Here is a 19,185-nt window from a genome sequence, read left to right as displayed (position 1 = left end):
TCACGTCCAGGTGACGACGGTCCGGTCGTCGATGAAGCCCATCATTCCCGCCAGCGTGGTGCGCCGGAGCGAGGGATCGGTGTTCGGCTCCACCGCGTGCACATGGTTGCCGTTGAAGACGTACACGTCGCCGGCGTTCACCTCGACCCACTTCATCTCGATCCCTTCGAGCGACGCCATCGGATACGGGGAGCCGGTGTGCTCCACCCCGAGGGCCGTCTTGCTCGTCACGTCCGCCTGGATGTTCCAGTAGGCGAGGCGGCCGCCGTTGCCGTTCTCCAGGCAGATGTTCAGCGCGCCGGTGGGTCGGTTGCCGACCTTCTGGATCTCGAAGTCGACCTGGCCGGGCTGCGTCAGCTGCGAGTTGTCGTCGTGCGGGGCGAGCGCGTACTCCCCCTGGCCGTGCCACGAGCGCAGCAGGGCCCTGCACCCCTGGCGGCCCTCGTGCTGCGCCAGCCGCACGGTCCCGCCCTCCTTCGCCAACGCGTCGGCGAGACCGCCGTAGAACGTGTCCAACGGGTTGTTCGGTACGTCCAGGTACTCGTCGAGCGCGGCTGCGATCTGCTCCGTCTCGTCCAGGTACTGGGCCGTCGGCTTCTGCCAGGTGTACGCGCCCATGTAGTAACCGGGAGCTTCGACCCCACGGGTCTGACGGTTCGGGTTGTTCCAGAACCGGTTCGCCAGCTCAGCACAGTCCTCGGGCTTGACCATGCCGCGGAAGATGACACCGGCTACCTTGCCGCGCAGCACGTCGAGAACGGCCTCCGGCTCGAAGGCCTGGTGCTCCCTCACCACGAAGTAGTCGGCGTCGCCGCTCCAACCGGTGACGGGCTTGATCGATTCGGCGTCTAAGGTAGCCGCGGCACTGGTGCTGCTCATCGCTGTATCCCACCTGTTGTTCGTCTTGATGTAGTCGGCGGAATCCACTCCGGGGACTCAGGATTTCTAATGGATTCCGCCACCGTGGACGAACACAACACAGGGGACGTGCGGCACCAAAACAGTGTCCTGCACGATGGTTGTGCGCCGGAAGGGTAGCGGGCCCGCACCATTGCGGTTCCCCGAAGTAAGACGGATTCACACGCGTCGCCCAAAGCAGGCCCGGGGTCCGAGAAATTGGCGAAATGATTCGCCGGATGTGCAGCGCGCTTATCCCCCGAAGCAAGCGGTCTGTGCAACTCTCTGAACCATACACGAGCCCTGATAACCATTCAAGAATGTTTTTCCCTCGGCGCGGTTCACGGAGAGTCAGGAGAATACGGGTGTACATGGACATCGCGGCCTGGACGGGGGTAGCCCCACAGGAGTCCGCAATCTCAGGCATCTACCTTCTTGTCGCCTGATGGCCGCACCCCCTTGTGGCCGGCTCGGCGACTGCCTCTTCGTGCTCGAAGCCGTGGTGCATGATGGCCCGCATGAACACTGATCACGCCCCCCTGGCCACCTCCTTTGACACCCGAGTGTCCGCCAGGGTGTCCGCGATAGCCGAGTCGATGACGTTGTCGATCGACGCCAAGGCCAAGGGCCTCAAGGCCGCCGGACGCCCGGTGATCGTCTTTGGTGCCGGCGAACCCGACTTCCCCACCCCCCAGTACATCGTGGAGTCCGCCGCGGAGGCCTGCCACGACCCCCGGAACCACCGGTACACCCCCTCCGGCGGCCTGCCCGCGCTGAAGAGCGCCATCGCGGCGAAGACGCTGCGCGATTCCGGCTACGAAGTGGAGTCGTCCCAGATCCTGGTCACCAACGGTGGCAAGCAGGCGATCTACGAGGCCTTCGCCACGCTCCTCGACCCCGGTGACGAAGTCATCGTCCCCGCGCCCTACTGGACGACCTACCCGGAGTCGATCCGGCTCGCGGGGGGCGTACCGGTGGACGTCGTGGCCGACGAGAGCACCGGGTACCGGGTTTCCGTGGAGCAGCTGGAAGCCGCTCGTACGGAGCGCACGAAGGTGCTGCTGTTCGTCTCCCCATCCAACCCGACCGGCGCCGTCTACTCCCGCGAGCAGGTCGAGGCGATCGGCCGCTGGGCCGCGGAACACGGCCTGTGGGTGCTCACCGACGAGATCTACGAGCACCTCGTCTACGGCGACGCGGAGTTCCATTCGCTGCCCGTCGTGGTGCCCGAACTCCGCGACAGGTGCATCGTCGTCAACGGTGTCGCCAAGACCTATGCCATGACCGGATGGCGCGTCGGGTGGCTCATCGGCCCCACGGACGTGATCAAGGCCGCGACCAACCTGCAGTCGCACGCCACCTCCAACGTGTCGAACGTCGCCCAGGCCGCCGCCCTCACCGCGGTCTCCGGGGACCTGACGGCCGTGAGGGACATGAGGGCCGCCTTCGACCGCCGCCGCCGGACGATCGTAGGGATGCTCAACGCCATCGACGGTGTCGTGTGCCCCACACCGGAGGGCGCCTTCTACGCCTACCCCTCCGTCAAGGCCCTGCTCGGCAAGGACATCCGCGGCAGGCGCCCGCAGAACACCGTCGAACTGGCAGAGCTGGTTCTCGACGAGGCAGAGGTCGCCGTCGTACCGGGAGAGGCCTTCGGCACCCCGGGCTACCTGCGGCTGTCCTACGCGCTGGGCGACGAAGACCTGGTCGAGGGCATCTCCCGCCTGGGCGCCCTCCTCGCAGAGGCCAAGGATTGACACGTCCCGCAACTCACTGCGGGCCCGCGCGACTTCACCCCCGGGAAAGCCGCCCCTGACGCCACTGGGAGACCGCCGCCGCGCGGTCTCCCAGTGGCGTTTTCGCTGAGCCCTCCAACCCCTCGCGCCGACGGTGAAGTTGCTCGGACAGGTAGGTGAAGTCCGTCCGGTTTCGGGCCCCGTCGGCTCGGCCCCCTGCCTGTCAGTGCCCCGGCTTCCCCCTCGCCGACCCGGCCGCTCACCCACAGCGTGCTGCCCGCGCGATCCACGGCGTTATCCGAAAACATTCGGCCTCACAACGCGAGATCTCGCCGAATTCAGGCGGTCTGACGAATCGGGCCAACTCGACATGCCGTGCAATATCTCTTGGTGGGACAACGCGATCACACTTGACATGGCCCTGTACGGTTGGGGCATGCTCGCTGAGCCGCCGAAAGATGAAGAGATATTAGGTCCCTTACCCAGGTCCTTTTCCCGGGCCGCGGTAATCGCCGCGCATCCCGATGACGCCGAGTACAGTTTCGGAGCGACGGTGAGCCGGCTTGCGTCCGAGGGCGTCGGCATCACCTACATCGTGTGCACGGACGGATCGCAAGGCGGCGAGGATCCGGAAGTTCCGGACGCACAATTGACGGAGACGCGGTATACAGAACAACGCGCCGCAGCCAAACACCTGGGCGTGGACGAGGTGGTTTTCCTCGGATTCCGGGACGGCAGCCTCACCAACGACATCGCACTGCGCAGGGCACTGACCCGGGAGATCCGGCGGCACCGTCCCGAACTGGTGCTGACCCACCAGCCCCTGCGCTCGCTGGTCTTCCCGATCGGCGCGTCGCACCCCGACCACCTCGCGGCGGGCGAGGCCGCGCTGAGCGCCGTCTATCCCGACGCGCGCAATCCGCGGGCGTATCCCGAGCTGCTCGCCGAGGGCCTGGCACCGCACGTGGTCGACGAGGTGTGGGTGCCGGGACACGAACACACCGATCTCTTCGTCGACGTCGGCACGCACGCCCAGCGCAAGGTCGAGGCGATCCTCTGCCACCGAAGCCAGTTCGCCGCGTCGGCGGACCCGCGCGCGGACCTCGCCTGGGTGACCGACCGTATGCGCACCAACGGGACGGCGGCGGGCTGCGCCCGTGCCGAGGCCTTCAAGCGCATCGTGACCGGGTCCCACGCCGCGCCCGGTCCGCAGGTCGCGCCGCGGCCGTGAGAAGCGGCACCTGTACATCTGGCAACAGGTAAGGAGTCGCCGTTGAAGGCGGTCATCCCTGCGAAGAACTCCTCCTCCAGAGTCCCGGGGAAGAACTTCCGGGCCTTCCACGAGGGCCGGTCCCTGTTCGACATCAAGGTCGGACAGCTCCTGCGCCACCTGCCCCCCGAGGACATCTACGCCAGCAGTGAGGATCCGGCGGTCGCCGAGCACACCGACCGTCTGGGCATCAACTTCCTGCCGCGCGAACCTCATCTGGCTCTGAACGAGACGCCCTACGCCCATGTGGTGAACGAGGTCTGCCGGCAGGTGCCGGGCGACGACGACATCGCCTGGTGCCATGTCACCGACCCCATGTTCGACGACATCGGCGCCTGCCTGAAGACCTGGGAGGACGTCCGCGAGGAGCACGACGCCCTGGTCGTCGTCTATCCCTTCCGGGCCTACCTCCTGGACACCGACCACCGGCCGATGGGATTCGGGTTCGGCCCCTGGCACACCCCGTCCCAGCAGCTCCCGGTCCGCTACGAACTCGGCTTCACCTTCTCCCTGCTCCGCCGGTCCACCGCCGTGACCCTGGGCCCGATCGGCGCGCGCCCGTACTGGTTCCACGCCCGCAACCGCCTGGTCGACATCGACGACGAGGACGACTTCGCGATGGCCCAGGTGATGTACGAGCGCCTCGCCCGGCCCGCCCAGTAACCGCTAGAAGGGGTACCCATGACCGATCTGGCGTCCGTCCTGCAGAACCGGGACGAACTGATCGCCACCATCTCCGCCGGAGCGGCCGAGCGGGAGCGCCACGGCACCGACCCGCACGACCAGGTGGACATGGTCCGCAAGAGCGGCCTGACCACGCTGACGCTGGACGAGTCCCTGGGGGGTCCCGGGGGCGGCGTCGTCGACCTCATGGCGTTCGTGATGGACCTCGCCGAGGCCGATCCGATCGTCGCGCACATCCTGCGCTCCCACTACCTCCAGCCGCAGATGCTCAGACGGCTCCCGCCGGGTCCCGTGCGCGACCGCTGGGCCAAGGAGATCCTCACCGGAAAGGTGTTCGGGAACGCCACCAGCGAGCGGGACGGCGCGCTGGGCACGGCCCAGTACGCGACGACACTGACCCCCTCGGGCAACGGGTGGAAGCTCTCCGGCGCCAAGTACTACAGCACCGGCACGGCCTTCTCCGACTGGGTGATGGTCGTCGCCCACCTCGACGACCGACGGGTCGCGAGGATCAACCTGCCGCTGGACCGGACGGGCATCGAGGTCCAGGACGACTGGGACGGCATCGGCCAGCACCGCACCGGGACCGGGACGACCCGGTTCACCGACGTCACCGTCACCGAGGACGACTTCGTCCAGGTGAGCGACCGGGACCAGCCCCGGATCGCCTCCGACGTCCCGCTGATGCAGCTCTACCTCCAGGCGCTCATCGCCGGCATCCTGCGGTCGGTCGTCACCGACGCACGCGACCTGCTCACCAGCCGTACCCGCACCTTCGACCACGCTCCGGCGCCGGTCCCCGCACAGGACCCGGTGCTGCTCGCCACCATCGGGCAGCTCTCGGCGACCGCCTACACCGTGGAGACGGCGGTACGCGCGGCAGCCGCGGACATCGACGCGGCCTACGACAGCGAACGCCGCGGCGACCCGGACCCCGAGCTGTTCGCCCGGGCCTCCCTGTCGGCGGCCCAGGTCAAGGTGCACGCCGACCAGGTGGGACTCACCGCCGCCGCGGCGATCTTCGACGTCGGGGGCGCCTCGTCGGCCAGCCGGTCCAAGAACCTCGACCGCCACTGGCGCAACATCCGCACCCTCACGCTGCACAACCCCACCTCGTACAAGGCGATCGCCATCGGCGACCTGCTGGTGAACAAGACCCCGCTGCCCGGCAACGGCTACTTCTGACGCGGCGGAGCCGGTCCCGGCGCCGGACGGCGGACCGGACCGGCCCAGATCCCAGGAAGGTGAACAACACAGGTGGAACACCATCTGCTCGCCGCGCCCCCGGCCGCACGTCTGGGCATGGGCTGCTGGGCCGTCGGCGGCCCCTTCTGGTCCGGTGACAAGCCCTTCGGCTGGGGCTCGGTCGACGACGAGGAGTCCGCGGCGGCCATCCGCCGCGCCCTCGACCTGGGCGTGACGTTCTTCGACACCGCGGACGTCTACGGCGCCGGGCACGGCGAACGCGTCCTCGGCAAGGCCCTGGCCGGGCACCGGGACGAGGTGCTGATCGCCACGAAGTGGGGCAACGTCTTCGACGAGACGACCCGTCAGATCGTCGGCCGGGACACCACGCCCGGCTATGTCCGCCGGGCACTCGAGGCGTCGCTGCGCCGGCTCGGCACCGACCACGTCGACCTGTACCAACTGCACATCGGCCAGGTGAGCCCCCGGCAGGCCGAGGACCTCACCGGCGTGCTGGAGGACCTGGTCGCCGAGGGCGGCATCCGCGCCTACGGATGGAGCACCGACGACCCGGCCCTGCCGCCGGCACTGGCCGGGCCCCACTTCGCCGCCGTACAGCACGAGGTGAACGTCCTCAGGGACGCACCGGAGATGCTCGCGCTGACCGGGCGCCGGGGCTGGACGAGCATCTGCCGGGGGCCGCTGGCCATGGGGCTGCTGAGCCCGAAGTACACCGCGGACACGCGCCTGAGCCGCGAGGACGTACGGGGCGACGAGCCCGAATGGCTCGTGTACTTCTCGGACGGCCGTCCCGACCCGCAGTGGCTCCGGCGCCGCGACGCGGTGCGCGAGGTCCTGACCTCCGGCGGACGCACCCTGGTCCAGGGGGCCCTCGCCTGGCTCTGGGCACGGGCGCCGCACTGCCTGCCCGTCCCCGGCTTCCGCACCGCGGCGCAGGTCGAGGAGAATGCCGGGGCGCTGGCGCACGGCGCGCTCACACCCGCGGAACTCCGGGACATCGACCGGATACTCGGCCGCGCGGTCCCCCTCGGCCACGACTCGTCCGTCTGACGCACAGGTCAGTCGAGCGAGCGCATTCACACCGGCACGCCGTCCGGCACCCACGGACGGAATGACCGCGCATACCTGCATAAGGAGTTCACATCAATGGGGGAGCAACTTGTAGCGATCGGCCAGGCGCTCACCGAGCGCACCTGTGCCGACGCCGCAACGGCCCGGCTCATCGAGGCCGAACTGGCACGCCAGGCCACCACCGTCAACCTGATCGCGGCCGCCAACCATCTCAGCCCGGCCGTCAGCGCGGCCATGCACCCGGCGCTGGAATCGATCCACTGCGAGGGATACCCCGGGCGCAGGTACCACGAGGGCCAGGAGGCCGCCGACGGACTGGAACGGCTGGCGACCGAGCGGGCCCGCCGCCTGTTCGGCACCGAGCACGCCAATGTGCAGCCGTACCGGGGCACCATGGCGAACCTCGCCGCGGCCGTCGCGGTACTCGAACCCGGTGACACCCTGCTGGGCCTGGAAACCGCCGCAGGCGGCCACTACACGACCGGTGGCTCGCTGCACCTCATCGGCCGGATGTTCCGCGTCGTCCCCTACGAAGTGGCGGCGGACACCGGTGAACTCGACTACGACGCCATCGAGGCCGCCGCTCGCGAGGAGCGCCCGCGCGCCATCTTCTGCGGCGACACCTCCTACCCGCGGCTGTGGGACTACGCGGCACTGCGCTCCATAGCCGATGCCGTGGGCGCGGTCCTCGTCGCGGACGTCTCACAGTCCGCCGGACTCATCGCCGGTGGCGCGATCCCCAGCCCCGCACCGCACGCCGACATCATGACCGCCGCCACGTACAAGACGCTGCGCGGGCCGCGCGCCGGCCTGATCCTGACGAAGAAGCGTTACGCCAAGGCCGTCGACCGGGCCGTCTACCCGGTCTGCCAGGGCGGTACGAACGTCCGGGTCCTGGCCGGCATCGCCACGGCGCTCGGGGAGGCCCTCACCGACGGGTTCCGCGCCTACTCCCGGCAGGTCGTGGAGAACAGCCGGGTGCTCGCCGGTGAACTGGCCTTCCTGGGCCTGGACCTGGTCACCGGCGGCACGGACAACCACGCCTGCCTGGTCGACGTGAGGCCGCTCGGACTCACCGGCGACGCGGCCGCACGGCTGCTGGCGTCGGCGGGCATTCTCTCCAACGGCAACCAGATCCCCCACGACCCGAACCCGCCGCGCACGCCGAGCGGACTGCGCCTGGGGACGGCGGCCGTCACCTCGCTCGGCATGACCCCCACCGGGATGGCGGAGGTCGCGGAACTCGTCGTGCGGGTGCTGCGGGACGGCCCGCCGGCGGTGGACAAGGTCCGCCTGAGAGCGGCGGAGATCCGCCGGGAACTCCACCGGCCGGACGACGACGCGTGGATGTGCGCCGACACGGAGGACCTGGTCTGATCATGGAACCGAACCTGAGGGAACCGAACCCGACGGCAGCGGAGCTGGTCGTCGAGGACGTCTCCGTCGTCGACGTCGTGGCCGGATCGGTCCGGCACGGACTCGACGTCCGGGTCGACGGCGCCGGGATCATCGCCGCCGTGACGCCCCACGAGCCGTCCGCCGCACCCGAGAGTCCCACGGCCCGCCGCCTCGACGGGCGGGGCAAGTACCTCGTGCCCGGCCTCATCGACTCGCACGTGCACATCGCCTTCAACGGATTCCTCGACGTACGGCCCGACTTCACCCGCACGCTCAAGCAGTTCCTGCTGCACGGCGTGACGAGCGTGGTCGACTTCTTCACGGCCGGCGGCGACTTCCCCGGCTCCTCCGCGGAGACCGTGCGTGACGACGTGAACGCGGGCCGCTTCCTCGGCCCGCGCATGCTCACCTCCTACGGCTGCCTCAACGCCCCGGGCGGCTTCTGCGACTGCTCCGTCGGCGACGCCGCGTCCGCCGTCGTCACGGAGGAGGACGTCGTCCGGGAGATGGACCGCATCACGGCGGTCCGGCCCGACTTCGTCAAGATCGTCTACGACGACGTGTTCGGCACCCTGCCCAACCTGACCAAGGAGATGCTGGGCGAACTCGTCGCGTCGGCACACGCGCGCGGCTTCCGCGCGGCCGTCCACGTCGCCTCCGGGCAGCACGCCGCGGACGCCGTCGAGGTCGGCGCCGACATCATCGGCCACGGCATCGTCGACGACGTACCCGACGGCCTGATACCCCAGCTCGTCGACCGCGGCATCATGGTGATCCCGACGCTGGCCTCCTACGAGTCCCGGTCGCTGGAGCGATGGCGCATCGCGCTGCCCCCGGACTCGCCCCCCGAGGTGGTCGACCGCTACGTCAGGACGCGGCACAGCCTGTACGAGAAGAACGGTCAGCTCCCGCTCTACCGCGAGGCGTTCGAGCAGTCGCTGAAGGTGCTCGGGCAGATGGTGGACAGCGGGGTCACGGTCGTGGCCGGCTCGGACGCGGGCACCTGGTACACCTTCCCCGGCGACTCCCTGCTGCGCGAGCTGGCGCTGTACACGCAGGCCGGTCTCGCCCCCGCGCGAGCCCTGCGCATGGCCACCAGCGACGCCGCGGCGGCGTGGGGCTTCGCCGACGAGCGCGGCACCGTCGAAGTGGGCAAGCAGGCCGACCTCCTGCTGGTCGACGCCGACCCGCTGGCGGACATCGAGGCGCTGCGGAGCAGGTCGGCGGTGGTGCTCGGCGGACAGGTGCTGGATCTCGACGCCCTCGCCGCGGACGTCGTCGGCGGACCTGTGCTGTCGGCACCGGACCTGGGCGACGAGGTGCCGTGCAGCCCGCACCACCTGCGCAGGAAGCCCACGTCGACCGGCTGATCCGGACCAGGACACACAAAGGCGCCGGTGGCCACCGGGGGGGAATCCCTCGTGGCCACCGGCGCCTCTTCGGATCACACGGCGGCGACGAGCCGGTCGAGGGCCTTGCTCAGGCGCTCGGGCGACTGGGCGAAACAGATCCGGAAGTACCCCTCGTAGCCGGGGCCGAAGGCCGTTCCCGGAGCCAGCCCGACGCCGGCCCGGGCCACGAGTTGCTTGGCGTACTCCAGGTCGTCGTCGACCCCGTCGATCCGGAAGAACGAGTAGAACGCCGCCGGCACGTGCGGAACCCGGAACCGGTCGTTGCCCTTGAGCGCGTCCATGACGAGGTCGCGGCCCAGGGCGCAGCGGGCCCGCATCTCCTCGACGAACGGCTCTCCCTCGTGGATCGCTGCGACACCGGCGTGCTGCACGAAGGTCGCGGAGCCGGTGCTGTTGATGGCGCTGAGGTTGCCCACCTGGTGGGCGAGCGCGGCCGGGTGCACCAGCCAGCCTAGGCGCCAGCCCGTCATCGACCACGTCTTGGAGAAGGACTGCACGACGAACAGCGCGTCGTCGTCGTGCGCCACCTCCAGGAACGACGGGGTGGCGACGGAACCGTCGTACACGATGCGGTTGTAGACCTCGTCGGCGATGACCCAGGTGCCCCGCCGCCGGGCGAGGTCGAGCAGGGCGCGCTGCTCGGCCGACGTCAGGGTCCAGCCCGTGGGGTTGCCGGGCGAGGCGACGAACACGGCGCGGGTGCGGTCGTCGCAGGCGTCGTCGACCCTGGAGAGGTCCAGGGACCACCCCTCGGGCGAGGCGTCCAGCCCGACGAAACGGACGGTGGCGCCCATGGACTCCACGGCGATCGGCACGTTCGGCCAGACCGGCGCCACGACCACCACGTTGTCACCGGGCTCGACCAGGCACTGGAGGGCGATCATGATGGACGTCATGCCCGACGACGTCGCGCTGATCCGCTCCGAGTCGAGGTCGAGGCCGTGCGTGCGCTTGTGGTACGCCTGGATCGCCGAGCGCAGCGGGGCGATGCCGCGGCGGTCCGCGTAGAGCGTCTTGCCCGCCTCCATCGCCGACGCGGCGGCCTGCCGCACGACGGCCGGTGTGGGGAGATCCGACTCCCCGAAACAGAGGCTGATCGCGTCCGGGTAGTCGCGGCAGACGCGGTTCACCTCGACGATCCGCTGGGTGCGCATGTGCCGCAGCGCCTCGCGGAAGGCCAGGGTGCTCTGCTGCTGAGCGTGAACCATGAAGGCTTTCTCCTTGGTGACGGACCGTGTGGTGCGAGGGCGGTCGGCGGTGGGGGAGGGGCGGGACGGCGTCACCTGACGCGGGGCAGACGGATCAGCGACCACGGGCTGGGCATCTCTCCCACGGGCACCTCGATCACCGTCGGCCCGTCGGCCCGCCGGAAAGCGTCCTCGATCGCGGCCGCCAGTTCGCCGGGGCCGTCGGCCAGGACCCCGCGCGCGCCGAAGGACTCGGCGAGCGCCACGAAGTCGGGATTGTGCAGGTCGGTCGCCACGGTCATGCCGAGCAGACTCCGCTGGGACCGGGCGATGTTCGCGTAGCAGTTGTCGTTGAACACCACCGCGACCACGGGGATGTCGTGCTGAACGGCGGTGGCCAGTTCCGTCGCCGTGTAGAGGAAGCCGCCGTCACCGGAGACCGACAGCACCGGCCGCCCCGGGTGCGCCACCTGGACCCCGAGGGCGGTGGCGAAGCCGAACCCCAGTCCGCCCTGATAGGTGGCCGGCACATAGGTGGAGGGCCGGTACACCGGGAACGCCACCCGCGCGGTGTAGCCGACCTGCGTCAGCTCGTCCACGAAGAAGCCGTCCCGGGGGAGGGCACCGCGCATCGCCCGGAGGAAATCGACCTGCGGCACCAGCCGGGCGAGATCGGCCTCGACGCCACGCTGGGCCTCCTTCACCTCGGCCAGCCACGCTTCCCGGTCGTCGAGGTCGCCGAGCCCGTCCAGCAGGGCCCGCACCGTCTCGGCCGCGTCGGCGACGAGGGCGACCTCGGGCGGCGCCACCCGCTCGATCTCCTCGGCGTCGAGGTCGACCCGTATCACCTTCACCCGGTCGTCGAGTCCCCATTCGACCTGCGGCCGCATGAAGCGTGTGCCGATGGCGAGGACGACGTCCGCCCGGGGCCACAGCCGGTGCGCGGCCGGGTACGCGATCGAGAGGTCGTGGTCGTCGCTCACGATGCCACGACCGCCCAGCTCGGAGGTGACGGGTGCTCGGAGGCGCTCGGCGAGCCGGGTGATCTCAGCGGGGCAGCCCCGCGCCCCGCTGCCCACGAACACCATCGGCGCCCGGGCGGACTCCAGCAGTTGCAGCGCGGCCTCGACGGCACCCGGATCGGGCGACCGGTCGGACTCCGGATCCGTCCAGGTGTCGGGTGCGGTGACGGGAGCGGACAGCACATCGGCCGGTACCTCGACGGCCACGGGCCGGGGGCGCCCGGTGCGCAGGCGGTGGAAGGCCGCGCCGAGGACGCTGGTCACCGACTCGGGCGTCTCCACCCGGCCCGCCCATCCGGTGACCGCCTTGAGGACCCCGAGCTGGTCCGGGATCTCGTGCGGGACGCCGAAGCCGCGCCCGAGCGCTTTCGTCGGGATCTGACCGGCGAGGCAGAGCATGCGGGCGTCGCCCGAGTAACCCAGGGCGAGGCCGGCGGTCGAATGCAGCACGCCGGGCCCCGAGATGACGGCGTGCACGCCGATCCGCCCGGTCGACCGGGCGTAGCCGTAGGCCATGAAAGCGGCGGCCTGCTCGTGCCGGGCGGGCACGATGCGGATGTCCGTCCTGGCGATGGCGCCCATCAGTGGGTCGATCTGTTCACCGGGAACGGTGAAGACCACCTCCACGCCCTCGGCCACGAGCTGTGCGGCCATGTGTTCCGCGACGGTCGCCGCGGCCGGCGCATGCGCCATGTTCCACCTTCCCTGCGTTCGGTCACGGGGCGTCAGTCGACGGACGGCCCCTGGGCGTTGAGCTTCCTGAGCAGCGCGCCGTCGGCCACCGTCTCCCCCTGGGGCCCCTCGAAGGTGAACCGCAGCCGGGGCAGACAGTCGTCGAGGGCGCGCCACATCTCCTGCGGCGAGCCCGCGGACCCGGCGATCCGGTCCAGGAAGAGCGACCGCATGTCGTCCGGCAGGGCGCTGCCCGGCTTGACGAACTGGCTGTACGTCTCGATGTGCGGGTGCGGCCGCAGCGACCGCGTGCCCTCCACGGCCGTCAGCCGGGTGACGCCGAGCGGCGGCTGGTTGTAGTACTGGAAGTGGATGCCGTCGCGCACGGTCACGTCCAGGTCCGGCGTCACCCCCAGGGCGGCGTCGGCGGCCACCCTGATCATGTCGATGCCGAGGGCCCGCCGGTAGAGCTCGGCGATGTTGCCGCCCAGCCGTCCGTTCACCTCCAGCACACGAGGACCCCGGTCGGTCAGCTTGATCTCCGTGTGGGTGACGCCGTACGCGCACCCCAGGGCGCGCAGCGCCGCCTCGGCCAGCTCCAGGACGTCGCGCAGCAGGGGAGAGGGCAGGACCGCCGGGTGGAACTGGCCGGTCTCCCGGAAGGGGTACGCCAGGGGCAGTTTGCCGGTGACGCCGACATGCCGGACGGAACCGGCCGAGCACACGGACTCCACGGACACGTAGTCGCCGTACGGGGCCGTGTCGCCGCCGGCGAGGTACTCCTCGACAACCAGCCGCGTCTCGTGGCCGGTCCGGTCCCGGTCGAGCAACCGGGCCACCAGGTCACGGCCTTCCGCCTCGTGACGGACGAGGGACGTGTTCCGGCTGCCCTTGCCCCGGCTGGGCTTGACGACCAGGGGGAAGGCGAGGCCCCGGACTGCGGTGTCCCAGTCGGCGGGCGTCTCCACCAGCCGGTGCCGGGCACCGGCCACCCCTGCCTCGTCGAGGAGCCGGCGCTGGACGTCCTTGTCGGTGAGCGCCCGCGCGGTGGGCCGGTCGTGGAACGGCAGGTCCAGTTCCGCGGCCAGCGCCGCCCCCACCTCCACTCCCCAGTCCCCGAACGCGACGAGGCCGGTCACCCCGGCGGCCCTGAGGCCGGCCGCGTCCCCGGCCGGGTCGCCGGTCAGCGCCACGACGGTGCCGGCCGACTCCAGCAACGGGACGCACCGCCGCGCATAGGGGTCGTCGCCCACCAGGAACAGGAGGTCCCCGTACGACTCCAGCGAGGTCACCAGCTCGCCCGCGGTCGCGGCGGCCTGCTCGAAGACGATGGCGAGACTCATTCCCTGCCTCTCGGACGACACGGTGGGGGAGGACGAAGATCAGCCGGCTCGCCGGGTCAGCTTCTCCCTGATGAGGGCGACGACCTCGGGATCACGGAGCGTCGGGCGGGGCAGGTCCACGCCGTGGTCGACCCAGAGGGTCTCGGCTTGCGGCAGCACCGAGAGCCAGTTGCGCTCCGTGTCCTCGCGGTCCTTGACGTCCTGCACGATCAGCACGGGTCCGTCGTAGGGCCGGGGCTCGTACTGGTGCAGGGCCAGGGCGAGCGCCGACCACTGCACCTGGAGGCGCGGCAGGTCCTGCGGACCGAGCCGGTCGTCGTACCAGCCCTCCTTGCGCATCCGGGAGAACACCTCGTCGAGGCTCTCGTCGCCCACGAGGGAGAACTGGGCGGCCAGGGACTCCAGGCGGTACCGGGTGATCTCGTCCAGGCCCCAGCCGTAGCTGACGAACCGTTCCAGCGCTGAGGGCTTCACCATCGCCAGGACGGCCACCTCCTGGCCCCTGGCCCGCAGCCGGCGGGCCAACTCGTAGGCGACCACGGCCCCGTGGCAGTGCCCCGCCAGGTGGTAGGGCCCCTCCGGCTGCTGCTCCAGCAGCTCCACCAGGTAGCGGTCCACCATGTCGGCGACCGTGGTGACCGGCCGGATGTCACCCCGGAACCCGGGCGCCTCGAAGCCGTACACCGGGCGCCCGGCACCCCAGGCACTGGTCGAACTCCACACGAATCCCGCGTCGTTGCCCCAGTGGACGATGAACAGGGGCTCACCGTCGCCCTCGCGCACCAGGGGGAAGAGGCAGCGCGGCGCGTCCGGGGCCCAGGTGCTGCGGTGGGTGCTCCAGAGGTCGTCGGCACTGAGGAAGAGATCCGGTGGGGCCTGCGTGGCGGCGGCCGGCTCCGGCGGGTTCGCGTCCGCCAGGTACCGGGCCAGCGCGGCCGGGGTGGGGTGCCTGAACACGGCCGCGGCCTTCAGGTCGAGACCGTGCCCGCGAAGATCCAGGAGGACCTCCACCACCAGCAGCGAGTCGCCCCCGATCTCGAAGAAGTCGTCCGTCGGCAGCACGTCGGTGTCCAGCAGCCGGCTCCAGACGCCGCAGATGATCTCCTCGGTCTCGCGGACCGTGCGCTGCTCGGGACTCATGAGGTGGTGCCTCCTTTGAGGGGTGCCTGTTCCGCGGCGCCACCGCTCTGCGCGGCGGCCACCGTCCGTGCGATCAGTTGCCGGTGCGCCCGGCGGGCCAGCGGGATCGCCACGAGGCCGCTCGTGACCAGCGCGCCGGCCAGCAGCCACCAGCCCGTCGGGGCGTGCTGGATCACGACGAAGGTGACCAGTCCCGGCCCTACCACGTCCTGGAGGGCCGCGCCCAGCGAGAACGCGCCGAGGTGACCGCCGCGCCCGCCGATCGGCGAGAGCTCGAAGCCGAGGCCCCAGCTCGCCGCCGACTGGACGACCTCGCCCAGCGTGAGCAGGACGGTCGCGGCGATGAGCAGGGCGATCGCCGTCCCGCCGTCGAGGCCCTGGGTGAGGGCGAAGACGGCACAGGACCCCGCGACGACGACGCCCGAGACCGCGAGCGAGGCGGTCGCCCCGGGCACGGACTTCGACCAGCGGCTGAGCGGAACCTGGGTCGTGATGACGAGGACGGTGTTGACGAAGAGCAGGAGGGAGACCACGGAGCCGTGGGTGCCGGTCCGCTGGACCACCCACAGGGGGATCGCGATCTCCAGGATGCTGATGTGCAGCCCGAGGAATCCGGTCACGAACCCCAGGAGCACGAAGTCGGTGCCGGGCCTGGCGGGCGGCACGGCGACGTCCTTGCGGACCTGCTGGTGGGGCACCGGCAGCCGGGCGGTCACCTGGGACACCAGCAGGTAGCACACCGCCACGCCCAGCAGCATGGCCACGAACGGACCGCGGTCGGTGAGCGCGATGACGGGAGCGGCGGCCAGCACGCCCACGGAGACACCGGCGTTGAAGGCGCTGCGGGTCAGCGCCTGCACCCGCACCCGCTGATCCGCTCCCACCACGTCCGCGACCAGCGCCTGCCAGGCGACCTGGCCGCCACGGGTGGCCGCACCCAGCAGCGCGGCGGCCACCAGGAACAGCCAGAAGGACTCGATCGTCGCCAGCGCGGCCACCAGGACGGCCTTGGCGAGTTGCAGCGCCACCGCGGTGCGCCGCGCGCCGATCTCGTCGATGAGCCGGCCCAGCGGCACGGCGGCCAGGAAGCCCATGGCGCCGGCCACGGACAGCGCCAGGCCCACCTGGCCCACCGAGAGCCCCAGCACCCGGGTGAAGTAGATGATGCCCGCCGCCGAGTACATGCCCTGGCCCAGCGCCGTGAGCAACGCGCCCGCGACCAGGGCGTGGTACGGCCGGGCTCTTCGTCCGAGTCGTCGCGCGATGCTCACGGGCGGCCGTTCCGGCCGGCGCCGGCCAGGCCGAGCAGGGCGTTGCGGTCGAGCTTCCCCGACAGGGTCAGGGGCAGGTCGTCAAGGAACGCGAACCGCCGCGGGACCATGTGGGCGGGCAGCCGTGTGGCGAGATGCCGGCGCAGCGCGGCTTCCGCCGGCCGGCCCGGCTCCCCGTCCCGCAGGACGACGCAGGCCAGCAGCGTCGCTCCCTGCGCGGAGTCGTGCGCGATCACCGCGGCGTCCCGCACGGTGGGGTGGTCCCGCAGCGCGGTCTCGATCTCGCCGGGTTCGATACGGAAGCCGCGTACCTTCACCTGCTGGTCGTTGCGCCCGAGGTATTCCAGTTCCCCCGACTCCGTCTCCCGCCCCAGGTCGCCGGTCCGGTAGAACCGCCGTGGTCCGTCGTCCGTGTCCAGGGTGAGGAACCGCTCGGCGGTGAGTTCCGGCCGGTTGAGGTAGCCCTTCGCGACCCCCTCCCCGGCGATGTACATCTCCCCTGCCTCGCCCGCCGGCACCGGCCGCATGTCCCGGTCGCGCAGGCTGATGACGACGTGGGGGAGCGGCCTGCCGACGGGTGCCGTGCCCTTCCCGTCCAGGTCCTGCCCGGTCAGGAACCTGATGGTGGAGTGGACGGTCGTCTCGGTGATGCCGTACATGTTCACCATCACGGGCGGACGCGGCGCCGTGTGCCGTACGAACTCACCGACGAGGTCCAGGTCCAGGCTCTCCCCGCCGAAGACGACGTAGCGCAGCGACAGGTCCGGGGCGGCGGCGCCGGCCATCCGGCACAGTGCCCGGAACGCGGAGGGCACCTGGCTCAGGACGGTGACGCGTTCGCGCTCCAGGAGGTCGAGGAACTCCTCCGGTGCCCGTGCCGTCTCCGCCGGGACACACACCGCGGTGGCACCCGTGAGGAGGGCACCCCACAACTCCCAGACGGAGAAGTCGAAGCAGGCCGAGTGGAACAGCGTCCAGCGGTCTGCCGGCCCGACGTCGAACAGGGGCAGCGTGTGACGCAGGAGGGCCAGCACATTGCCGTGGCTGACCACACAGCCCTTGGGCAGGCCGGTCGACCCGGACGTGTAGATGACATAGGCGGACGCGTCGGCTTCGATCTCCCCGGCGGGCGGCGCGCCGCCGTCGTGTCCCGCACCGGGATCGACCACCCGCAGCGCGCCGAGCCCGCACTGGTCCACGGTCTTCGGGTCTCCGACGACGATCTCCAGAGCACAGTCCCCGACCGCGTGCCGCAGGCGGCTCTCCGGATAGGCCGGGTCCAGCGGTACGTAGGCGCAGCCCGCCTTCAGCACCCCCAGCAGTGCGGCGGGCGTGCTCACGGACCGGTCGATCACGACACCCACCAGCTGCCCGTCGACCGCGCCCCGCGCCCGCAGCCGGGCCGCGATCCGGTCGGAGAGGTCATCGAGCTCGCGATAACCGAGCACGTTCTCTTCGTCCTTCACCGCGATGTCGTCCGGGTGGTGACGGGCCACGACGCGAAATGCGCCGGCGAGTGAAGTGGCCTCGGCCGACCACGTCTCGACCACGGATTGCGCGGCAGACGAGCTTTCCATCGCGAATGCCCTCTCAACGAGCTCATGGCCGCCTGCTGTCGAGCCAGGCGTGTCGATTCTCCGGTGCCGTCTGCCTCGGCCGTGGTTTCTAGCGGCGCGTGGAACCGTGTGCGGAATCGATCGAATACTGCGGTGAACCGTGCGGGGAAAAGTGCTGGAAATTCAGGGTGGCGTACCGGCCCTGGTAATACAGCAGAGGCCGTACGTGCGGCTGGGCGCCGAGGTGACGGACCGCCGCGACCACGATGGTGTGGTCACCGCCGTCGTACTCCGCGTGCAGGGTGCAGTCCAGCCAGGCGACGGCCCCGGTCAGCCGGGGTGCGCCCAGTGGCGTGGTGCTCCATTCGACGCCCGCGAACTTGTCGGTGCCGGACCGGGCCAGCTGCGCGCTGAGCTGCTGTTGGCCCTCGGCGAGAACGCTGACGCAGAAGGTGCCGATCTCACGGATCCGGGGCCAGCTCGTCGAGGTGCGGGCCGGGCTGAAGAGCACCAGCGGCGGGTCGAGCGACAGCGAGGCGAACGACTGGCAGGTCAGCCCCTTCGGGCCGTCGGGTCCGAGCGCGGAGACGACGACCACACCGGTACAGAAATGCCCCAGGACTCCGCGGAACAGCGCGGTGTCGGCAACGGCAGCCTCGGGATGCGTGTCCAAGGAGGCGGTTACGCGGCGGGCTCGCCGGCCCGGGCGACCCGCCCGGTGGAGCGCCAGAAGGCCCAGCCGCACAGGAACTCGATGGGCAGTCCGTGCGCGCCCAGGACCGAACACACGTGGGTCCGGTGGTCGTTGCCGTGCTGGATCGCCTCCAGCAGGATCAGTGGCCGGGCGCCGGGCACGGCGGGCCAGGGATCGCGGGCCGGCAGCGTCACGTCGAGGGACTCGCGCTGTGCGAGCACTTTGCGCCAGCGTTCGGACTGACCGCCCCAGACGGAGTGCAGTTGCTCCAGGGTGAAGTCCTCGTCCTCGGTCACCGGGACCTCGGCCCGCTCACCCGTCAGACGCTGGAGAAGACGCTGATCCTCCGCGATGATGTGCGTGATCGTCGGGACGATTGCGCCGTAGGTTCCCGGAGTGGATAACTCCAGTTGTTCCGGCGTGAGTGTCTGGCAGTGCTCGATGAGTGTTCGGGTCGCCCATAGGTGATGCTCGAAAATGATCTCAAGGTCGTCCACGGCAGGCATGTTAGGGAACCACTTACGACCGGGGCAACCGTTTCTCTTGTTCCGTGTGTCGTCAACTGGTCGGAACGCAGGACGATTTCGGCCACTTTCTTGGAAAGACGTTCTCGCAGGTTTCAGGTT

The 19,185-nt window shown here is 70.6% G+C and carries 16 protein-coding genes; 7 read left to right on the top strand and 9 right to left on the bottom strand.

Annotated elements, in window-relative coordinates; all coding sequences use genetic code 11:
• Positions 1 to 879 carry a hypothetical protein gene (locus SCNRRL3882_RS04310; RefSeq protein ID WP_010047319.1) on the bottom strand — a complete coding sequence of 293 codons (879 nt, stop codon included), beginning with the start codon at positions 877 to 879 and terminating at the stop codon, positions 1 to 3.
• 536 nt (positions 880 to 1,415) lie between these two features.
• On the opposite strand from SCNRRL3882_RS04310, the gene SCNRRL3882_RS04305 reads away from it, so the two are divergent.
• The 7 genes from SCNRRL3882_RS04305 to SCNRRL3882_RS04275 all read left to right on the top strand — a co-directional run bounded on the left by SCNRRL3882_RS04305 (position 1,416) and on the right by SCNRRL3882_RS04275 (position 9,632).
• A complete protein-coding gene (locus SCNRRL3882_RS04305; protein WP_029181695.1) occupies positions 1,416 to 2,654 on the top strand; it encodes a pyridoxal phosphate-dependent aminotransferase in 1,239 nt (412 codons plus the stop codon).
• A gap of 415 nt (positions 2,655 to 3,069) precedes the next feature.
• On the top strand, positions 3,070 to 3,864 hold the full coding sequence (locus SCNRRL3882_RS04300; RefSeq protein WP_078602973.1) for a PIG-L deacetylase family protein: 795 nt from the start codon (positions 3,070 to 3,072) through the stop codon (positions 3,862 to 3,864).
• 42 nt (positions 3,865 to 3,906) lie between these two features.
• Positions 3,907 to 4,566: a hypothetical protein gene (locus SCNRRL3882_RS04295; protein ID WP_010047324.1), complete on the top strand. Its 660-nt coding sequence runs from the start codon at positions 3,907 to 3,909 to the stop codon at positions 4,564 to 4,566.
• An 18-nt stretch (positions 4,567 to 4,584) separates the two neighbouring features.
• The gene (locus SCNRRL3882_RS04290) at positions 4,585 to 5,772 is read left to right on the top strand and encodes an acyl-CoA dehydrogenase family protein (protein ID WP_010047326.1); all 1,188 of its coding nucleotides are present in this window, start codon (positions 4,585 to 4,587) and stop codon (positions 5,770 to 5,772) included.
• A 117-nt stretch (positions 5,773 to 5,889) separates the two neighbouring features.
• Complete coding sequence (locus SCNRRL3882_RS04285; protein WP_050810332.1) at positions 5,890 to 6,843, top strand: aldo/keto reductase; 954 nt, start codon at positions 5,890 to 5,892, stop codon at positions 6,841 to 6,843.
• Positions 6,844 to 6,939: 96 nt separating this feature from the next.
• Positions 6,940 to 8,241, top strand: coding sequence for a serine hydroxymethyltransferase (gene glyA, locus SCNRRL3882_RS04280; RefSeq protein ID WP_010047330.1), 1,302 nt, complete (start codon positions 6,940 to 6,942; stop codon positions 8,239 to 8,241).
• Between the two features lie 2 nt (positions 8,242 to 8,243).
• Complete coding sequence (locus SCNRRL3882_RS04275; RefSeq protein WP_010047331.1) at positions 8,244 to 9,632, top strand: amidohydrolase family protein; 1,389 nt, start codon at positions 8,244 to 8,246, stop codon at positions 9,630 to 9,632.
• Positions 9,633 to 9,706: 74 nt separating this feature from the next.
• On the opposite strand, the gene SCNRRL3882_RS04270 is transcribed toward SCNRRL3882_RS04275, so the two are convergent.
• From SCNRRL3882_RS04270 to SCNRRL3882_RS04235, 8 genes are all read right to left on the bottom strand, one after another.
• Positions 9,707 to 10,882: a pyridoxal phosphate-dependent aminotransferase gene (locus SCNRRL3882_RS04270; protein WP_010047333.1), complete on the bottom strand. Its 1,176-nt coding sequence runs from the start codon at positions 10,880 to 10,882 to the stop codon at positions 9,707 to 9,709.
• Between the two features lie 71 nt (positions 10,883 to 10,953).
• On the bottom strand, positions 10,954 to 12,576 hold the full coding sequence (locus SCNRRL3882_RS04265) for a thiamine pyrophosphate-dependent enzyme (RefSeq protein WP_010047335.1): 1,623 nt from the start codon (positions 12,574 to 12,576) through the stop codon (positions 10,954 to 10,956).
• 32 nt (positions 12,577 to 12,608) lie between these two features.
• On the bottom strand, positions 12,609 to 13,898 hold the full coding sequence (locus tag SCNRRL3882_RS04260; RefSeq protein ID WP_010047338.1) for an ATP-grasp domain-containing protein: 1,290 nt from the start codon (positions 13,896 to 13,898) through the stop codon (positions 12,609 to 12,611).
• A gap of 39 nt (positions 13,899 to 13,937) precedes the next feature.
• On the bottom strand, positions 13,938 to 15,038 hold the full coding sequence (locus SCNRRL3882_RS04255) for an alpha/beta fold hydrolase (RefSeq protein WP_102514735.1): 1,101 nt from the start codon (positions 15,036 to 15,038) through the stop codon (positions 13,938 to 13,940).
• On the bottom strand, positions 15,035 to 16,309 hold the full coding sequence (locus SCNRRL3882_RS04250; protein WP_010047341.1) for an MFS transporter: 1,275 nt from the start codon (positions 16,307 to 16,309) through the stop codon (positions 15,035 to 15,037). Before SCNRRL3882_RS04250 ends, SCNRRL3882_RS04255 begins: the two co-directional genes overlap by 4 nt.
• The gene (locus tag SCNRRL3882_RS04245; protein WP_040904247.1) at positions 16,306 to 17,886 is read right to left on the bottom strand and encodes an amino acid adenylation domain-containing protein; all 1,581 of its coding nucleotides are present in this window, start codon (positions 17,884 to 17,886) and stop codon (positions 16,306 to 16,308) included. Before SCNRRL3882_RS04245 ends, SCNRRL3882_RS04250 begins: the two co-directional genes overlap by 4 nt.
• Positions 17,887 to 17,974: 88 nt before the next feature.
• Entirely contained in the window at positions 17,975 to 18,538 is a 564-nt protein-coding gene (locus SCNRRL3882_RS04240) for a flavin reductase family protein (protein WP_102514965.1), read from the bottom strand.
• Between the two features lie 8 nt (positions 18,539 to 18,546).
• On the bottom strand, positions 18,547 to 19,056 hold the full coding sequence (locus SCNRRL3882_RS04235) for a DinB family protein (RefSeq protein ID WP_158688467.1): 510 nt from the start codon (positions 19,054 to 19,056) through the stop codon (positions 18,547 to 18,549).
• Positions 19,057 to 19,185: the final 129 nt, after the last annotated feature.

The organism is Streptomyces chartreusis NRRL 3882, assembly GCF_900236475.1.
Classification (GTDB): domain Bacteria; phylum Actinomycetota; class Actinomycetes; order Streptomycetales; family Streptomycetaceae; genus Streptomyces; species Streptomyces chartreusis_D.
The sequence above is the reverse complement of the archived record's forward strand: the minus strand, read 5'-3'. Positions and strand labels throughout refer to the sequence as shown.